The organism is Streptomyces sp. I05A-00742, assembly GCF_013055795.1.
GTDB lineage: Bacteria > Actinomycetota > Actinomycetes > Streptomycetales > Streptomycetaceae > Streptomyces.
In genome coordinates this window covers 1-14,527 of the sequence record NZ_JABETO010000036.1, presented here as the reverse complement: position 1 = coordinate 14,527, position 14,527 = coordinate 1, and the positions used below count along the sequence as shown (strand labels likewise).

Here is a 14,527-nt window from a genome sequence, read left to right as displayed (position 1 = left end):
GGGCCCGCCGTCCTGTGGACGACGGGCCCCGCACCGGAGAACACACAGGTCAGCGGGTTACGACCCGACGAAGGCGACCATGAGCAGCCACACGACCGGCGCGGTCGGCAGCAGCGAGTCCAAGCGGTCCATGATCCCGCCATGCCCCGGCAGCAGCCGGCCCATGTCCTTGATGCCCAGATCACGCTTGATCATCGACTCGCCGAGATCGCCCAGCGTGGCACTGACCGCCACGGCCAGGCCGAGCAGCAGACCCTGCCACCACACCCCGTCGTCGATCAGGAAGCGCATGCACAGCGCGCCCGCGACCATGGCGAACAGCACGGCACCGATCAGGCCCTCGCGGGTCTTGCCGGGGCTGATGCGCGGGGCCAGCTTGCGCCTGCCGAAGCGCCAGCCCACCGCGTAGGCGCCGGTGTCGCTGACCACCGTGAGGATCAGGAAGGTCAGCACGCGCCAGGCACCGTCGTCGGCGGCGAGCATCAGGGCCACGAAGGTGGCGAGGAACGGCACGTAGAACGCGGCGAAGATGCCCGCCGTGACGTCCTTGAGGTAGTCGTCCGGCGGCTCGGTCATCCGCCAGACGAGGACGGCGAGCGCGGTGAAGGCCATGGCCACCCACGCGCCCTCGGCGCCGCTGACGTACCCCGCGACGGTCATCGCGGCACCGCCGATCGCGAGCGGCACCAGAGGGGCCCTGATGCCCTTGCGCTCGGCGAGGCGGGAGGTGAGCTCCCACAGCCCGACCACCACGGCGACCACGATCACGCCGAGGAAGACGGGCTTGTAGATGAACAGCGAGGCGATGATGACCGCGCCGAGGCCCAGTCCCACCCCTATCGCGGCACGCAGATCGCGGCCCGCGCTCTTCTTCCCCGCCTTCGGTGCCTGGGGGGCGGCGGGTTCCTGCGGCCGGATTTCGGGCTCCCCTCGGTCGCGTTCGTCGCGGAACAGGGGGCCACCGAGGTGGGCGGCCCCCTGGTCACGGTCCTCCTGGTCTCCGCCTGCGTCGGGCACGATCGGCATGGCCCGAGTCTGCGCCGACCCGGCCGCTTCGCGTACAGGACCCGCCGGGAACGTGGTGTGGCCGTCGACGGCCCCCCACTGCCCGGTGCGCGACGGGGCTCCCCAGGATGCGTCGTTCATCAGACCTCGAGGAGCTCGGATTCCTTGTGCTTGAGCAGCTCGTCCACCTGCGCGACGTACTTCGCGGTGGTGTCGTCGAGCTCCTTCTCCGCGCGGCGCACCTCGTCCTCGCCGGACTCCTTGTCCTTGACGAGCTTGTCCAGGGCGTCCTTGGCCTTGCGGCGCACGGAGCGGATCGAGACCTTGGCGTCCTCGCCCTTGCCCTTGGCGACCTTGATGAACTCCCGGCGGCGCTCCTCGGTGAGCTCCGGGAAGTTCACCCGGATGATGTTGCCGTCGTTGCTCGGGTTGACGCCCAGGTCGGAGTCGCGGATGGCCTGCTCGATATTGCGCAGCGCGCTCTTGTCGAACGGGGTCACCACGGCCATGCGCGGCTCGGGCACCGAGAACGACGCCAGCTGGTTGATGGGCGTCAGCGCACCGTAGTAGTCCGCCACGATCTTGTTGAACATCGCCGGGTGCGCACGCCCGGTGCGGATCGCCGCGAAGTCCTCCTTGGCGACCACAACGGCCTTCTCCATCTTCTCCTCGGCTTCGAGGAGGATCTCTTCGATCACCACTTGCTCCTGGTGTTATCAGTAAGCAGAGCCTCGCCCCTGCGCGCGTCTTCTCCTGCACGGTGTCCGACCGGCAGGCAGTTGTCCATCCCCGGGCCGTGGTCTTCCCACGCCCCGGAGTTGCCGTCCGCCGGTGCCCGGAGGGCGGCGGACGGTCGTACGGGCCGGTCTCAGTCCCGCGTGCCCCGGTCGCTCACGAGCGTGCCGATCTTCTCACCCTTGACCGCGCGGGCGATGTTGCCCTCGGCGAGCAGCTCGAACACCAGGATCGGCAGCTTGTTGTCCATGCACAGGCTGATGGCGGTGGCGTCGGCGACCTTGAGGCCGCGGGCGAGCACCTCGCCGTACTCCAGTGCGTCGAACTTCACCGCGGCCGGGTTCTTCTTGGGGTCGGAGTCGTAGATCCCGTCGACGCCGTTCTTGCCCATGAGGATCGCCTCGGCGTGGATCTCCAGGGCGCGCTGGGCGGCGGTGGTGTCGGTGGAGAAGTAGGGCATGCCCATACCCGCGCCGAAGATCACGACGCGGCCCTTCTCCAGGTGGCGCACGGCGCGCAGCGGGATGAACGGCTCGGCGACCTGGCCCATGGTGATGCCGGTCTGGACCCGGGTCTCCACCCCTTCCTTGACCAGGAAGTCCTGGAGGGCGAGGCTGTTCATCACCGTGCCGAGCATGCCCATGTAGTCGGAGCGGGCCCGGTCCATGCCGCGCTGCTGGAGCTCGGCACCGCGGAAGAAGTTGCCGCCGCCGATGACGACGGCGATCTCGTAACCCTCGCGGACCACGGCAGCGATCTCCCGGGCGATGGCGTGCACGACATCGGGGTCGACACCGAGCCCTCCGCCGCCGGCGAAGGCCTCACCTGACAGTTTCAGCAGGAACCGGCGGGGTTTCCCGTGGTCGTCGCCCTTGCCGTCGGCGGCCCTGTGGGCGTCCGCACCCTGATTCATTGGAGTTCTCCTCGTGCACATACGAAGAAGGCCATTGCCGGTTGGGTCCTTTCGGTTCCCTCTGCGGCAATGGCCTCCTCGTCACATCAGCGGCCGGCCGGTGGACGGTCGGCTGCGTACGACCCTAGCGGGTCGCGGGTCAATCGCTGCCCTGCCGGGGCTCAGGCGCCGACGCGGATGCGGGCGAAGCGCTTCAGCGTGACGCCGGCCTCGTCCAGGATCTTCTGGACGGTCTTCTTGTTGTCCTTGGCGAAGGGCTGGTCCAGCAGGACCTGCTCCTTGAAGAAGCCGGTGACGCGACCCTCGACGATCTTCGGCAGGGCGGCCTCGGGCTTGCCCTCCTCGCGCGCGGTGGCCTCGGCGACGCGGCGCTCGTTCTCCACGACGTCGGCGGGGATGGCGTCACGGGAGAGGAACTTCGGCGCGAACGCGGCGATGTGCTGCGCGACGTCCTTGGCGACCTCGGCGTTCTCCTTGTCCAGCTCGACCAGCACGCCGACCTGCGGAGGCAGGTCCGCGGCGGTGCGGTGCATGTACGCGGAGACGTAGCCGCCGGCGAACGCCGCGAAGCGGTCCACGACGATCTTCTCGCCCAGGGTGGCGTTGGCCTCGTCGATGAACGCCTGGACGGTCTTGCCGGCCTCGATCTCGGAGCCGAGCAGGGCCTCGATGTCGGCGGGGGCGCTCTTGGCGACGTGGGCGGCGAGCGCCTCGGCCACGGCGATGAACTTCTCGCCCTTGGCGACGAAGTCCGTCTCGCACTTCAGCTCGACGATGACACCGGAGGTGTTGTCGGCGGCGATGGAGGAGACGACGGCGCCGTTCTCGGTGGTGCGGGACTCGCGCTTGGCGACGCCCTTCAGGCCCTTGACGCGGACGATCTCGACGGCCTTCTCGAGGTTGCCCTCGGCCTCGTCGAGCGCCTTCTTGCAGTCCATCATGCCGGCGCCGGTGAGCTCACGGAGCTTCTTGACGTCAGCGGCGGTGAAGTTCGCCATCGTTGAAATCCTTCTTGTGCACTGTGCCCCGCCGTGCCGCTCGGCACCCGGCGGGGCAGGTCCGTCTTGAGGTCACCACGACGGCCGGCTCCCGTCCACCGGACGGGAATCCGGCCGTGGATCCACCAGGGACGGCGGGGTCACGCGTATCGGTGCCCCCGCCGCCCGGTACGGCAGGTCAGGCCTGCTCGGCGTCCGCGGCCGGCTTCTCGGCCTCGGGGGCCTCGGCGGCGGCCTCGGCCGGCTTCTCGGCGGCGGGCTCGTCCGCCTTCTTCTCGCCCTCGAGGAGGTCGCGCTCCCACTCGGCCAGCGGCTCGCCGGCCTTCTCGCCCGGCTTCTGGTCGCCGGTCGCGGCACCGGAACGGGCGATGAGGCCCTCGGCGACGGCGTCGGCGATCACGCGGGTGAGCAGGGTGACGGAGCGGATCGCGTCGTCGTTGCCCGGGATCTTGTAGTCGACCTCGTCCGGGTCGCAGTTGGTGTCGAGGATCGCGACGACCGGGATGCGGAGCTTGCGCGCCTCACCGACGGCGATGTGCTCCTTCTTGGTGTCCACGATCCAGACGGCGCTGGGCACCTTCTGCATCTCGCGGATACCGCCGAGGGTCTTCTCCAGCTTGGCCTTCTCGCGGGAGAGGACCAGGAGCTCCTTCTTGGTGAGGCCGGAGGCGGCCACGTCCTCGAAGTCGATGAGCTCGAGCTCCTTCAGGCGCTGCAGGCGCTTGTAGACGGTCGAGAAGTTGGTGAGCATGCCGCCCAGCCAGCGCTGGTTGACGTAGGGCATGCCGACCCGGGTCGCCTGCTCGGCGATGGCCTCCTGGGCCTGCTTCTTCGTGCCGACGAACATGATGGAGCCGCCGTGCGCGACAGTCTCCTTGACGAACTCGTAGGCGCGGTCGATGTACGACAGCGACTGGAGCAGGTCGATGATGTAGATGCCGTTGCGCTCCGTGAAGATGAAACGCTTCATCTTCGGGTTCCAACGACGGGTCTGGTGACCGAAGTGGACGCCGCTCTCCAGCAGCTCCCGCATCGTGACGACGGCCATGGCCGTGCTCCTTGTGATACTCGGTTCCACGGCGGCCGGGCGGCCGCCGCTCCTGACGCCCCGGCGCGTCCGCCGCGGACCGCCCCCCGCCGGGGAGCCGTACACGGACCGAGAGACACGGCCACCGCGCTGCCCTTGAAGGGTCCGACGCGACAGTGGCGGGGCGTGCGAAGTCGACCCGGTGACCCGGATCGCCAAGAGAAGTGTACGGGACCGGGGAAGGGCCGGGTGACGGCCTTGTCCACAACCGTCCAGTAGTCCACAGATCCGGTCCAAGATCCCCTGGATTCACGGCGTTCCACCACCGTGGGCCCATGCACACACAGAGATTCTTCCGCACACTCCTGGTAGCGCTGACGGCCGTGGTCCTGCTCACCTGCCGCCCGGTCGCCGCGGCCGGAGGGGACGTTCCCGACCGGCCCGCCGCCGTCCCCCTCGGCGGCGACGGCCCCCGCGCCTGGCCCGTCGGCACGCGCCCCGCTGTTGCGCGTGCCTGGCAGCCCCCCGCCGCGCGCTGGGCGCCCGGCCATCGCGGCGTCGACCTGTCCGCCGCCACCGGGCAGCCGGTTCTCGCCGCCGTCGGCGGCGTCGTCTCCTTCACCGGGACGGTCGCCGGCCGCGGCGTGATCACCGTGGAGCTACCCGGCACCGGTGACCCTCCGTTGCGCACGACGTACGAGCCGGTACGGGCCGGCGTCCGCCGGGGTGACCGGGTGACTGCGGGCTCGGCGCTGGGCGAGCTTGAGGCGGGGCCCTGGCATTGTGCTGCGGGCTGCTTGCACTGGGGGTTGCTGCGGGGGCGGGAGTATCTGGATCCGCTGGGGCTGCTGCCTGGGTGGATGTTGCGGCGGGGGCCGTCGCGGTTGCTGCCGCTGGCGGGTGGTGTGCCCCGGGCCCGCCCTTTCACCGTTTCTTGCAGGGGCTGCGCCCCCGCACCCCCGAAACCGCGCTCCGCGCGGTTGTCCTCAATCGCCCGACGGGCTGGATTTCACGCCCGGGCGCACACTTCAGCCCGGCCGGCGATTGAGGACAAGCGGCGAAGCCGCTTTCACGGGGTCCGGGGCAGAGCCCCGGGAAACGGCGAAGGGGCGGGACCGGGGCACAGCCACCCGCAGGGCAACCCCTACCCCCCAACCCCCCGCAACGCCATCCCCACCGCCACCGCGGTAACCCGCTCCGGCTCCTCCACCCCAAGCTCAATACGCCGCACAGCCGAGTCCACCACCCCCTGAAGCATCATGGCGACAAGCCGAGGCTCCTCATGCCCGAGCGCCACCAACGCCTCCCCGACCATCGCGATCAGCCCACCGTGCGCGGCCCGGATCTTCTCCCGGGCGGCAGCGTCCAGCTCCCCGGCGGAGATGGCGACGACGGCCCGGTGCCGGCGGTCACCGACCAGGGCGAGCTGCCGTCGCACATACGCCTCGATCTTCGCCTCGGGCGTGTCGGCGTGTGCCATGGCGCTCTCGACCTCGGCGGCCCAGACGGGAAAGTCGACGGCGCACAGCTCCTCGACCACGGCCGCCCGGGAGCGGAAGTACTCGTAGACCGAGGACCGAGCCAGCCCGGTGCGTTCGGCGAGGGCGGGGAAGGTGAGCGCTTCCGTGCCGCCCTCGGACAGCAAGGAGCGGGCGGCGTCCAGCAGGGCGTCGCGCTGCATCGTCCGGTGCTCGGCCACTGAGGCCGCTCGAATCCTGGGCACGGTCCCACTTTACGGACCTCGGAGGAAAGAGACGACGTCGGAGGGACGATTCGCCGCCGTTCGGGCCCCGTTCCTCAGCGGCCCACATCCGCGAGCTTGGCGCGCAGCTGGAGCACCGACTTGGTGTGGATCTGGCTGACCCGGCTCTCGGTCACCCCGAGGACCTGGCCGATCTCGGCGAGGGTGAGCCCCTCGTAGTAGTAGAGGGTGACCACCGTCTTCTCGCGCTCGGGAAGGGTGTTGACGGCCCGGGCGAGCAGCCGGCGCAGCTCGTGGTCCTCGGCCACCTCGACGGGGTCGTCGGCGGCCGTGTCCTCCAGGGTGTCCATCAGGCTGAGCCGGTCGCCGCCCTCGCCGCCGACGTGCAGCAGTTCCTCCAGGGCGACCACGTTGGCCAGGGACAACTGACTGAAGACGGTGTGCAGTTCGTCGAGCGGGATGCCCATCTCGGCCGCCACCTCCGCCTCGGAGGGGGTCCGGTGCAGGCTGGCCTCCAGGGTGGCGTAGGCGCGCTCCACGGCCCGCGCCTTCTGCCGGACTGACCGCGGGATCCAGTCCAGGGCCCGGAGTTCGTCGATCATCGCGCCCCGGATGCGGGTGATGGCGTAGGTCTCGAACTTGATGGACCGGGCGGGGTCGAACTTCTCGATGGCGTCGATCAGGCCGAAGATCCCGGAGGAGACGAAGTCCGCCTGCTCCACATTGGGCGGCAGCCCGACGCTGACGCGCCCCGCCACGTACTTCACCAGCGGCGAGTAGTGGAGGATCAGCTGCTCCCGCAGCCTTTCGTCACCCGACGCCTTGTACGAGCGCCACAGCTCGTCGAGGGTCGAGGGTGCGGGCGGGCGGGCGGCGCCGCGGGCCGCGGGGGGCGCCGCCGCGCGGTCCGATCCGGAGGGTTGCTGGGGCATTCGTCGTCTTGAGCCGTTCTGCTGTGACGTGGATCAGGTGCGACAGGATCCATCCGCATGGCCGGAATCCCGTGAGCGTAGCGTGACCGGCGCGCTGCGGTGCGCGACCGGGGTTCGTTCGGTCCGCACGGCCGTGATCCACCGGCCGTGCTCTCGGCCGACGGCCGTGCCCCCGCACCGCGCGGGGTTCGGCGACGGGACGCCCCGGCGCGGGGGCCGTTGGGGTCACCGCGGTCATGTCCTTAACCCTTTCACCCGATCGCCCCAGGTCAAGAACCGCCTCGCCGCACGGAGGGGCGCCGTCCGAGGGGCTTGGAGGGGACGGATGTTGACGTCCGGGCGACCGGGCGCCAGTGGTCGCCCCGGCGCGCCACGAATCCCAGGCCGTGCAGTTCGTAGAGCCGGCCGAGCGTGGTGTCCCTGCTCAGCCCGGCGTTGAGGGCGATCCGGCCGGCGTCGCCGCCGGGCCCCGGGACGGCCTCCAGCACGGCCGCCGCCTCGGGGGCGAGCAGGTCCCGGGGAACGGCGGGGCCCCGGCGCTCGGGCGCCAGCTCGCCCATGGCGCCGACCAGTTCGGCGACCTCGTCGGCGTCGGTCACCAGGGAGGCTCCCTCGCGCAGCAGTTCGTGCACCCCGGCCGAGAGGCCGGAGGTGACCGGACCGGGGACGCCCATCGTGTGCCGGCCCAACGCCCGGGCGCGGCGCGCCGTGACGAGGGAACCGCTGCGGTACTCCGCCTCCACGACCACGGTGCCGCGGGTGAGCGCGGCGATGACCCGGTTCCGGAGGACGAAGCGGCTGCGGGTCGGGTGGCCGCCCGGGGGCAGTTCGGCGAGCACGATGCCCTGTTCGGCGATCCTGCCGAGCAGTTCGGCGTGCCCGCGCGGGTAGGGCACGTCCACCCCGCAGGCCAGCACCGCCGCCGTCGCCCCGCCGGCGGCGAGCGCCCCGCGGTGGGCCGCCCCGTCGACCCCGTAGGCGGCACCGGAGACGACCACCCAGCCGCGTTCGGCGAGCCCGGCGCCGAGCACGGCCGCGACGTGCGACCCGTAGTCGGTGCAGGCCCGCGCCCCGACCACGGCGACCGAACGCAGGGCCCACAGCCGCACGTCGGCCGTGCCGCGCACCCATAGGCCGAACGGCCGGGCGTCCCCCAGGTCGTCGAGCTGCGTCGGCCACTCGCTCTCGCCGGGACAGACGAACCGTCCGCCCAGCCGGGCGACGGTGGCGAGGTCGCGGGCGGGGTCCAGGGCGGCCGCCCGCGCCCGGCACCCGGCGAGCCGTTCGGCCCTCGCCCCCTTCGGCGGCGGGCCCGCCCCGGTGAGCCCGCGCACCAGATCGGGGGCGCCCATCTCGCGGAGCCAGCGGCCGACGGTTTCGTCCCCGGGTTCGGCGAGCCGGCTCAGCGCGGCCCGTGCGAGCCGCTCCTCGTCCTCCCCTCCCCCGGTGCCGGTGCCCGAGCGGCACCCGGATCCCCCGGCACCCGGCCGGGAACCGGCCTCCGCCCCTCCCGCCACTTCCGCCCCGGCCCCACCCGGCGCCCCCGTGCAGGTCATGGCATGTCTCCGGCCATCGCCACACCCCGCCGTACCCCGGTCCGCAGTTCGAGCGCCTGCCGCACGTCCTCCGCCGACGGCCGGTCGCGGCCCGCGAGGTCGGCCACGGTCCAGGCGACCCGGAGGACCCGGTCCAGCCCGCGCGCGGTGAGCAGCCCGCGCTCCATATCCCGTTCGGCCTCCCTCAGGGCGTCCGGCTCGGCGAGCCAGCGGGTGCGCAGTTCGTGCCCGGGTACCTCGCTGTTGGTGCGCCACGGGGTGCCGACGTAGCGCGCGGCGGCCCGTTCCCGGGCGGCCCGGACCCGCGCGCCGACCGTCTCCGAGTTCTCGGCACCCGCCCCGAGCCCCACGAGCTCCGAGCGGGCCACCGGCTCGACGGTCACCCGGAGGTCCACCCGGTCCAGCAGGGGCCCGGAGAGCCGGGCCATGTACCGCCGGACCGTCCTGGGCAGGCAGTCGCAGCCCTCCCCGCCGCTCCCGTGCCGGCCGCACGGGCAGGGGTTGGCGGCCAGGGTCAGCAGGAACCGGGCCGGGAGCCGCATCACCCCGCCGGACCGGGCGACGATCACATGACCCGACTCCAGCGGCTGCCGGAGGGCGTCCAGGACCCGGGGCGAGCATTCGGGCGCTTCGTCCAGAAACAGCACTCCTCGATGAGCCAGCGACACCGCACCGGGCCGGGGCATCCCCGAGCCGCCGCCGACGAGCGAGGCCATCGAGGCGGAGTGGTGGGGAGCGCAGTAGGGCGGCCGGTCGATCAGCGGCTGTCCGGCGGGCAGCGTGCCCGCCACCGAGTGCACCGCCGTGACCTCCAGGGACTCCTCGGAGGTCAGCGGGGGCAGCAGGCCGGGCAGCCGCTCGGCGAGCATCGTCTTGCCCGCTCCCGGCGGGCCGAGCAGGAACAGGTGGTGGCGTCCGGCCGCGGCCACCTCCAGCGCCCGGCGGGCCCGGTGCTGGCCCGCGACCTCGGCGAGGTCGGGCAGGTGCCCGCCGGACACCGCGCCGGTGCCCCCGCCCGCGCCGGGCACGGCGAGACCGGCGAGGAGCGGGTCGGGGCGGCCGTCCCGCGCGGTGTCCTCCTCCTCGGGCACGGGCTCGTCGGTGAGGACCGCCACCAGCTGGCGGAGGCTGCGGACGCCGAGCACCGCGACCCCCGGGACGAGCGCGGCCTCGGCGGCGGTGCGCTCGGGGACGACGACGTGCCGGTAGCCGGCGTCGGCCGCCGCGAGGACGGCGGGGAGGACGCCCCGGACCGGGCGGACCCGCCCGTCGAGGCCGAGCTCGCCGATCATCACCAGGTCGGCGATCCGCCGGGGGTCGATGCGCTCGGCCGCGCTCAGCACGGCGCACGCCACGGCCAGGTCGAAGCCGCTGCCGCCCTTGGGGACGGACGCGGGGCTCAGACCGACGGTGAGCTTCTTCTGGGGCCATTCGCCGCCGGAGTTGACGACGGCGGCGCGGACCCGGTCCCGGCTCTCGGAGAGGCTCTTGTCGGGCAGTCCGACGAGGGTGAAGGCGGCCACGCCGGGTTCGAGGTCGGCCTGGACCTCGACCACCACCCCCTCGACCCCGATCAGGGCGACCGAGCAGGTGCGGGCGAAGCCCATCACGCCACCCCCCTGACGTGCTCGACCACGGGCGCCCCGCGCTCCGGGAGCACCACGCCGACCAGGTCGATGCGGACCCCGCCCGGTGGCGGGCCGCCGTACCGCTCCAGCCAGCGCGCCGCGAGCCGGCGCAGCCGCTCGGCCTTGCCGGCCGTGACGGCGGCCATCGGGTGCTGGTAGAGCCCCGCCCTGCGGGTCTTCACCTCGCACACGACCAGCGCGTCGCGGTCGTGGGCCACCACGTCGATCTCGCCCTCGCGGCAGCGCCAGTTGCGTGCCAGCACCGTCATCCCGGCCTCGGTCAGCCGGCGTACCGCCAGGTCCTCCCCATAGCGCCCGAGCGCCCGTCGCGCGTCCATCCGGCACCACCTCCGGCACCGACGGTGACGCCTCCCGGGAAAAGTTTTGGATCTTGGAGGTTCGTGGTGGATTACTCGCCGGTTGTGGAGAACTCAGCCACCCGGAAGGTCGAGATCGCTCTTGTTCAGCTCCTCGATGTTGACGTCCTTGAACGTCAGGACGCGGACCTGTTTGACGAAGCGGGCGGGCCGGTACATGTCCCAGACCCAGGCGTCGGCCATCGAGACCTCGAAGAACACCTCGCCCTGCACCGAGTGGACCTGCATCTCGTAGTCGTTGGTGAGGTAGAAGCGCCGCTCGGTCTCGATCACGTATTTGAACAGACCGACGACGTCGCGGTACTCCCGGTAGAGCTTCAGCTCCATCTCGGTCTCGTACTTCTCGAGGTCCTCGGCGCTCATGGCATGTTCCCCTTCAGCCGTGCGTCCCCCCATTGTGCGTCAGGCGCGTTCCGTCTCCAGGCGCACCGGCGCCTTCGGGGGACCGTCTCGGAGCAGCGTGCCCAGCAGCTCGGCGAGCCTGCTCGGATACACCGTCTCATGGGTCGCGAGGAGTTCCCCGCAGGTCCACCACCGCAGCCCGGTGACGCTGCGGCGCTCCAGCTCCGTCCCCCCGCCGGTCCAGACGGCGGTCTGCCGGGTGCGGGCCAGGTAGTAGTGCTCCTCCTGGTCCCAGCGCCGGCCGTCGAAGGGGAAGGAACAGGTGCGCCGCCAGAGCAGCGGGCCCAGTTCGATCTCCGTGATCCCGGTTTCCTCGGCGAGTTCGCGGCGTGCCGCCTCCTCCCATCCCTCGTCGCCCTCCAGCCCGCCGCCCGGCGTGAACCACCAGGTCTCGGACGGGTCGGCGGGTTCGAAGCCGTGCAGCAGCAGGACCCGGTCCCGCTCGTCGAGCAGGATCACCCGGGCCGCCCGGCGCGGGGTGCCGCCCGTTTCCGGCGCCTCAGCCATGGGGAGCCACCGCCTTCCCGTTCCCGCTCCTCCGGGCCGTCCGCCCCGTCGCCAGGCGGGCGAGCGGGCCGTAGGCCGCACCTCCCAGGATGAGCGCCGCACCGACGACCACGGCGATGCCCAGCATGCGGATCGGGCCCGGTTCCGAGGTGCCGCCGGGCAGGGCGTCGAAGGATCCGGGGCGGGGCAGCATGCCGAAGGCGTCCGTCGGCCAGAGCGCGGCATCCACCCGGGCGCTCACGGCGCCGCGCGGGATCGAGCCCTGGTCCTTGGTGAGGTGGGAGCGGGAGTCGATCGAGTCGGCGCGATGGTCGCCCAGGAGGAAGAGGTCGCCGCGCGGCACGGTGGCGGAGAAGCCGCCGGGCGAGGCCGGTCCGCCGCTCTGGAGATACGGTTCCTCGACCGGGGTGCCGTTGACCGTCATCCGGCCCTGCCGGTCGCAGCAGACGACGGTGTCCCCGCCGACCCCGACCACCCGCTTGACCATGGTGGCGTCGCCCCACACCTTGTCGCGGAAGACCACGACGTCGCCCCGGCGGACCTCGTCGCCGTCGATCCGCTGGGCCAGGACGCGGGCGCCGCGGGCGATGGTCGGGGCCATCGAGTCGGTGGGGACGGTGTACGGCTTGTAGAGGATCGCCGCCCAGGCGAACCCGCCGAGGAAGAGCACGCAGCCGAGGGCCACGGCGATCCCGGACACCAGTGCTCCGGTGCGCCCCGGTCCGCCGCGCTCCGCTCCGCCCATCGTGTCCCCACCCCTCGACGATCCGATCCCCGCGCGGGGGCACGGAATCGCACCCTACCCGGGGTACGGAACCCGCGTCAGCCCTGCGCGCGCACCCCGTCGGCCATCAGCCGGCGGCGGCGCCACAGCACCAGCGGGACGGCGCCCGCGAGGCCCAGCGCCGGGGGTGCCGCGGCGGCCGCCGCGTTGATGCCCGGCTGGTCGAAGGTGCCGGGGACGGGCAGCGTCGACCAGCGGTTCAGCGGCCAGGCGACGACGATCGCGCGGCCGACGACGTCGTCCACCGGGACGAATCCGCCGTCCTCGTCCTGGTGCCAGCGGGAGTCCATCGAGTTCTGCCGGTGGTCGCCCATCACCCAGAGCTTGCCCTTGGGCACCGTGACCGGCCCGAACGGCTTGTCGCTGCACGGGGTGTCCCCGGGGAAGATGTACGGCTCGTCGAGCGCCTTGCCGTTGACCACCACCGGGCTGTTGCCGCCCTTGCACTCGATCTTGTCGCCGCCGACCGCGATGACCCGCTTGATCAGGTCCTTCTCCTCGGCGGAGGGCATCAGGCCGATGAAGCTGAGGACCTTCTGGACGCCGTTGCCGACCGGCCCGGACTCCTCGCCGGTGTTCCCCCTCAGCCAGTTGCCCGGGTCGTGGAAGACGACCACCTCGCCGCGCTCGGGCTCGGAGCCGAACCAGGGGGTGAGCTTGTCGACCAGCACCCGGTCACCGCGCTGCAGGGTGTCCTGCATGGACTCGGACGGGATGGAGAACGCCTGGACCAGGAAGGTCTTGATGAACAGCGCGAGGACCAGCGCGACGCCGACGAGGATCGGCAGTTCCTTCCAGAAGGACCGTTGCTTCTTGGGTTCCTTCCGGCTGCCGCCCGGCCCGTCGCCGTCCGCCGGTTCGCCGGGGGTGCCGTCCGCGTCGCCGCCGGGTTCGTGGGGCGGTGGGCCGCCCTGTTCGGTCCCCGATGGCTCATGGGGCGCCTGGGGCGCGGGAGAGACGGATCCGTCCGGCGCTCCGCCCTCGGCCGGGCCCCCGGCACCGTCCGGGCGCTTCTCGGGCTCTCCGTGGCCGGACCGGGCGCCGACCGCCACATCCCCCACATCCACTCCTCACTCCGCGCTGTCGCCTGTCGTGCGTCGACGCAGGCCCGCCACTCCCTTAACGAGCGGGAGTTCCACAGGGGTCGGCATCCGGATCATTCCCGCTGATCCGCTTGGACCCGCTATACGGTGACTCATCCCGCGTCGCCCGTTCCTCCCGATCTCCCCGGCGTGCCCTACTCCTCGGCCCCCGTCAGCCGCCGCCAGTGCCCCGGCGGCCAGGCGATCACCGTGGCACGCCCGATGACCAGGTCTTCCGGGACCGTACCGTGCCCGGGACCGGCCAGGTGGAACCGTGAATCGGCCGAGTCCGAGCGGTGGTCGCCCATCACGAAGAGCCGCCCGGGAGGCACCCGCACCTCGAACTTCAGCTCGGACGGCGGGTTTCCCGGGTGGATGTACGGCTCCTGGAGGGGTGTGCCGTTGACCATGATTTTGCCGCTCGCGTCACAGCATTTGACCGTATCCCCACCGACCGCGACCACCCGTTTGATCAGATCCTGCTCGTCCGCGGACGGCAGCAGACCGATGACGGACAGCACCCGCTTCCCCGCCCTGATCCCCGCGGGGTCCCCCTCCCCCGGCGGCCCCTCCTCCTTGTCCCCCGCGAGCCAGCCCCCGGGGTCCTTGAAGACCACCACGTCACCGCGGCCGGGCCGGGAGCCGAACCACGGCGTCAGCTTGTCCACCAGCACCCGGTCGCCGATCCGGATCGTCCGCTCCATCGAGCCGGACGGGATGACGAACGCCTGGACCAGGAACGTCTTGAGCACCAGGGCGATCAGCAGGGCCACCGCCAGCAGCACGGGCGCCTCGGTGAACAGCGACCGGCGCCGTCGCCGCCGCACCCGCCGCTCGGCCCTCCGGCGCGCCGCCCGCCCGCCCGGCGCGGGCCCCGCC

At 72.3% G+C, this 14,527-nt stretch carries 16 protein-coding genes; 1 reads left to right on the top strand and 15 read right to left on the bottom strand.

Features of this window, described 5'->3' with window-relative positions; genetic code table 11:
• Positions 1-57 precede the first annotated feature (57 nt).
• The 5 genes from HN013_RS26030 to rpsB all read right to left on the bottom strand — a co-directional run bounded on the left by HN013_RS26030 (position 58) and on the right by rpsB (position 4,699).
• Entirely contained in the window at positions 58-1,146 is a 1,089-nt protein-coding gene (locus HN013_RS26030) for a phosphatidate cytidylyltransferase (RefSeq protein WP_171170334.1), read from the bottom strand.
• On the bottom strand, positions 1,146-1,703 hold the full coding sequence (gene frr, locus HN013_RS26025; RefSeq protein WP_171170332.1) for a ribosome recycling factor: 558 nt from the start codon (positions 1,701-1,703) through the stop codon (positions 1,146-1,148). Before frr ends, HN013_RS26030 begins: the two co-directional genes overlap by 1 nt.
• A 170-nt stretch (positions 1,704-1,873) precedes the next feature.
• Entirely contained in the window at positions 1,874-2,653 is a 780-nt protein-coding gene (pyrH, locus tag HN013_RS26020; RefSeq protein WP_171170330.1) for a UMP kinase, read from the bottom strand.
• 161 nt (positions 2,654-2,814) lie between these two features.
• Positions 2,815-3,651, bottom strand: coding sequence for a translation elongation factor Ts (gene tsf, locus HN013_RS26015; RefSeq protein WP_171170328.1), 837 nt, complete (start codon positions 3,649-3,651; stop codon positions 2,815-2,817).
• Positions 3,652-3,829: 178 nt separating this feature from the next.
• Positions 3,830-4,699 carry a 30S ribosomal protein S2 gene (gene rpsB, locus HN013_RS26010; protein WP_171170326.1) on the bottom strand — a complete coding sequence of 290 codons (870 nt, stop codon included), beginning with the start codon at positions 4,697-4,699 and terminating at the stop codon, positions 3,830-3,832.
• A gap of 314 nt (positions 4,700-5,013) precedes the next feature.
• On the opposite strand from rpsB, the gene HN013_RS34235 reads away from it, so the two are divergent.
• Positions 5,014-5,931: a M23 family metallopeptidase gene (locus tag HN013_RS34235; RefSeq protein WP_212764825.1), complete on the top strand. Its 918-nt coding sequence runs from the start codon at positions 5,014-5,016 to the stop codon at positions 5,929-5,931.
• Here the strand turns inward: HN013_RS34235 and HN013_RS26000 are convergent.
• The 10 genes from HN013_RS26000 to lepB (HN013_RS25955) form a co-directional block, all read right to left on the bottom strand.
• Complete coding sequence (locus HN013_RS26000; RefSeq protein WP_171170405.1) at positions 5,823-6,377, bottom strand: TetR/AcrR family transcriptional regulator; 555 nt, start codon at positions 6,375-6,377, stop codon at positions 5,823-5,825. The two genes, HN013_RS34235 and HN013_RS26000, sit on opposite strands and share 109 nt — an antisense overlap.
• A gap of 98 nt (positions 6,378-6,475) precedes the next feature.
• Positions 6,476-7,312 (bottom strand): RNA polymerase sigma factor WhiG, encoded by an 837-nt coding sequence (whiG, locus tag HN013_RS25995; protein ID WP_171170324.1) that lies wholly within the window; start codon positions 7,310-7,312, stop codon positions 6,476-6,478.
• Between the two features lie 269 nt (positions 7,313-7,581).
• On the bottom strand, positions 7,582-8,868 hold the full coding sequence (dprA, locus tag HN013_RS25990) for a DNA-processing protein DprA (RefSeq protein ID WP_171170322.1): 1,287 nt from the start codon (positions 8,866-8,868) through the stop codon (positions 7,582-7,584).
• On the bottom strand, positions 8,865-10,475 hold the full coding sequence (locus tag HN013_RS25985) for a YifB family Mg chelatase-like AAA ATPase (RefSeq protein WP_171170320.1): 1,611 nt from the start codon (positions 10,473-10,475) through the stop codon (positions 8,865-8,867). Before HN013_RS25985 ends, dprA begins: the two co-directional genes overlap by 4 nt.
• Positions 10,475-10,834: a YraN family protein gene (locus HN013_RS25980; protein WP_171170318.1), complete on the bottom strand. Its 360-nt coding sequence runs from the start codon at positions 10,832-10,834 to the stop codon at positions 10,475-10,477. Before HN013_RS25980 ends, HN013_RS25985 begins: the two co-directional genes overlap by 1 nt.
• A 93-nt stretch (positions 10,835-10,927) precedes the next feature.
• On the bottom strand, positions 10,928-11,236 hold the full coding sequence (locus tag HN013_RS25975; RefSeq protein ID WP_009714730.1) for a DUF2469 domain-containing protein: 309 nt from the start codon (positions 11,234-11,236) through the stop codon (positions 10,928-10,930).
• Between the two features lie 39 nt (positions 11,237-11,275).
• Complete coding sequence (locus HN013_RS25970; protein WP_171170316.1) at positions 11,276-11,782, bottom strand: NUDIX hydrolase; 507 nt, start codon at positions 11,780-11,782, stop codon at positions 11,276-11,278.
• Entirely contained in the window at positions 11,775-12,527 is a 753-nt protein-coding gene (gene lepB, locus HN013_RS25965; protein ID WP_171170314.1) for a signal peptidase I, read from the bottom strand. The genes HN013_RS25970 and lepB (HN013_RS25965) overlap by 8 nt, the downstream gene beginning before the upstream one ends.
• A gap of 77 nt (positions 12,528-12,604) precedes the next feature.
• Positions 12,605-13,618: a signal peptidase I gene (gene lepB, locus HN013_RS25960; RefSeq protein ID WP_171170403.1), complete on the bottom strand. Its 1,014-nt coding sequence runs from the start codon at positions 13,616-13,618 to the stop codon at positions 12,605-12,607.
• A 185-nt stretch (positions 13,619-13,803) separates the two neighbouring features.
• Positions 13,804-14,527 (bottom strand): signal peptidase I (gene lepB, locus HN013_RS25955; protein ID WP_398980741.1); only part of this gene is annotated, 724 nt, incomplete at its 5' end.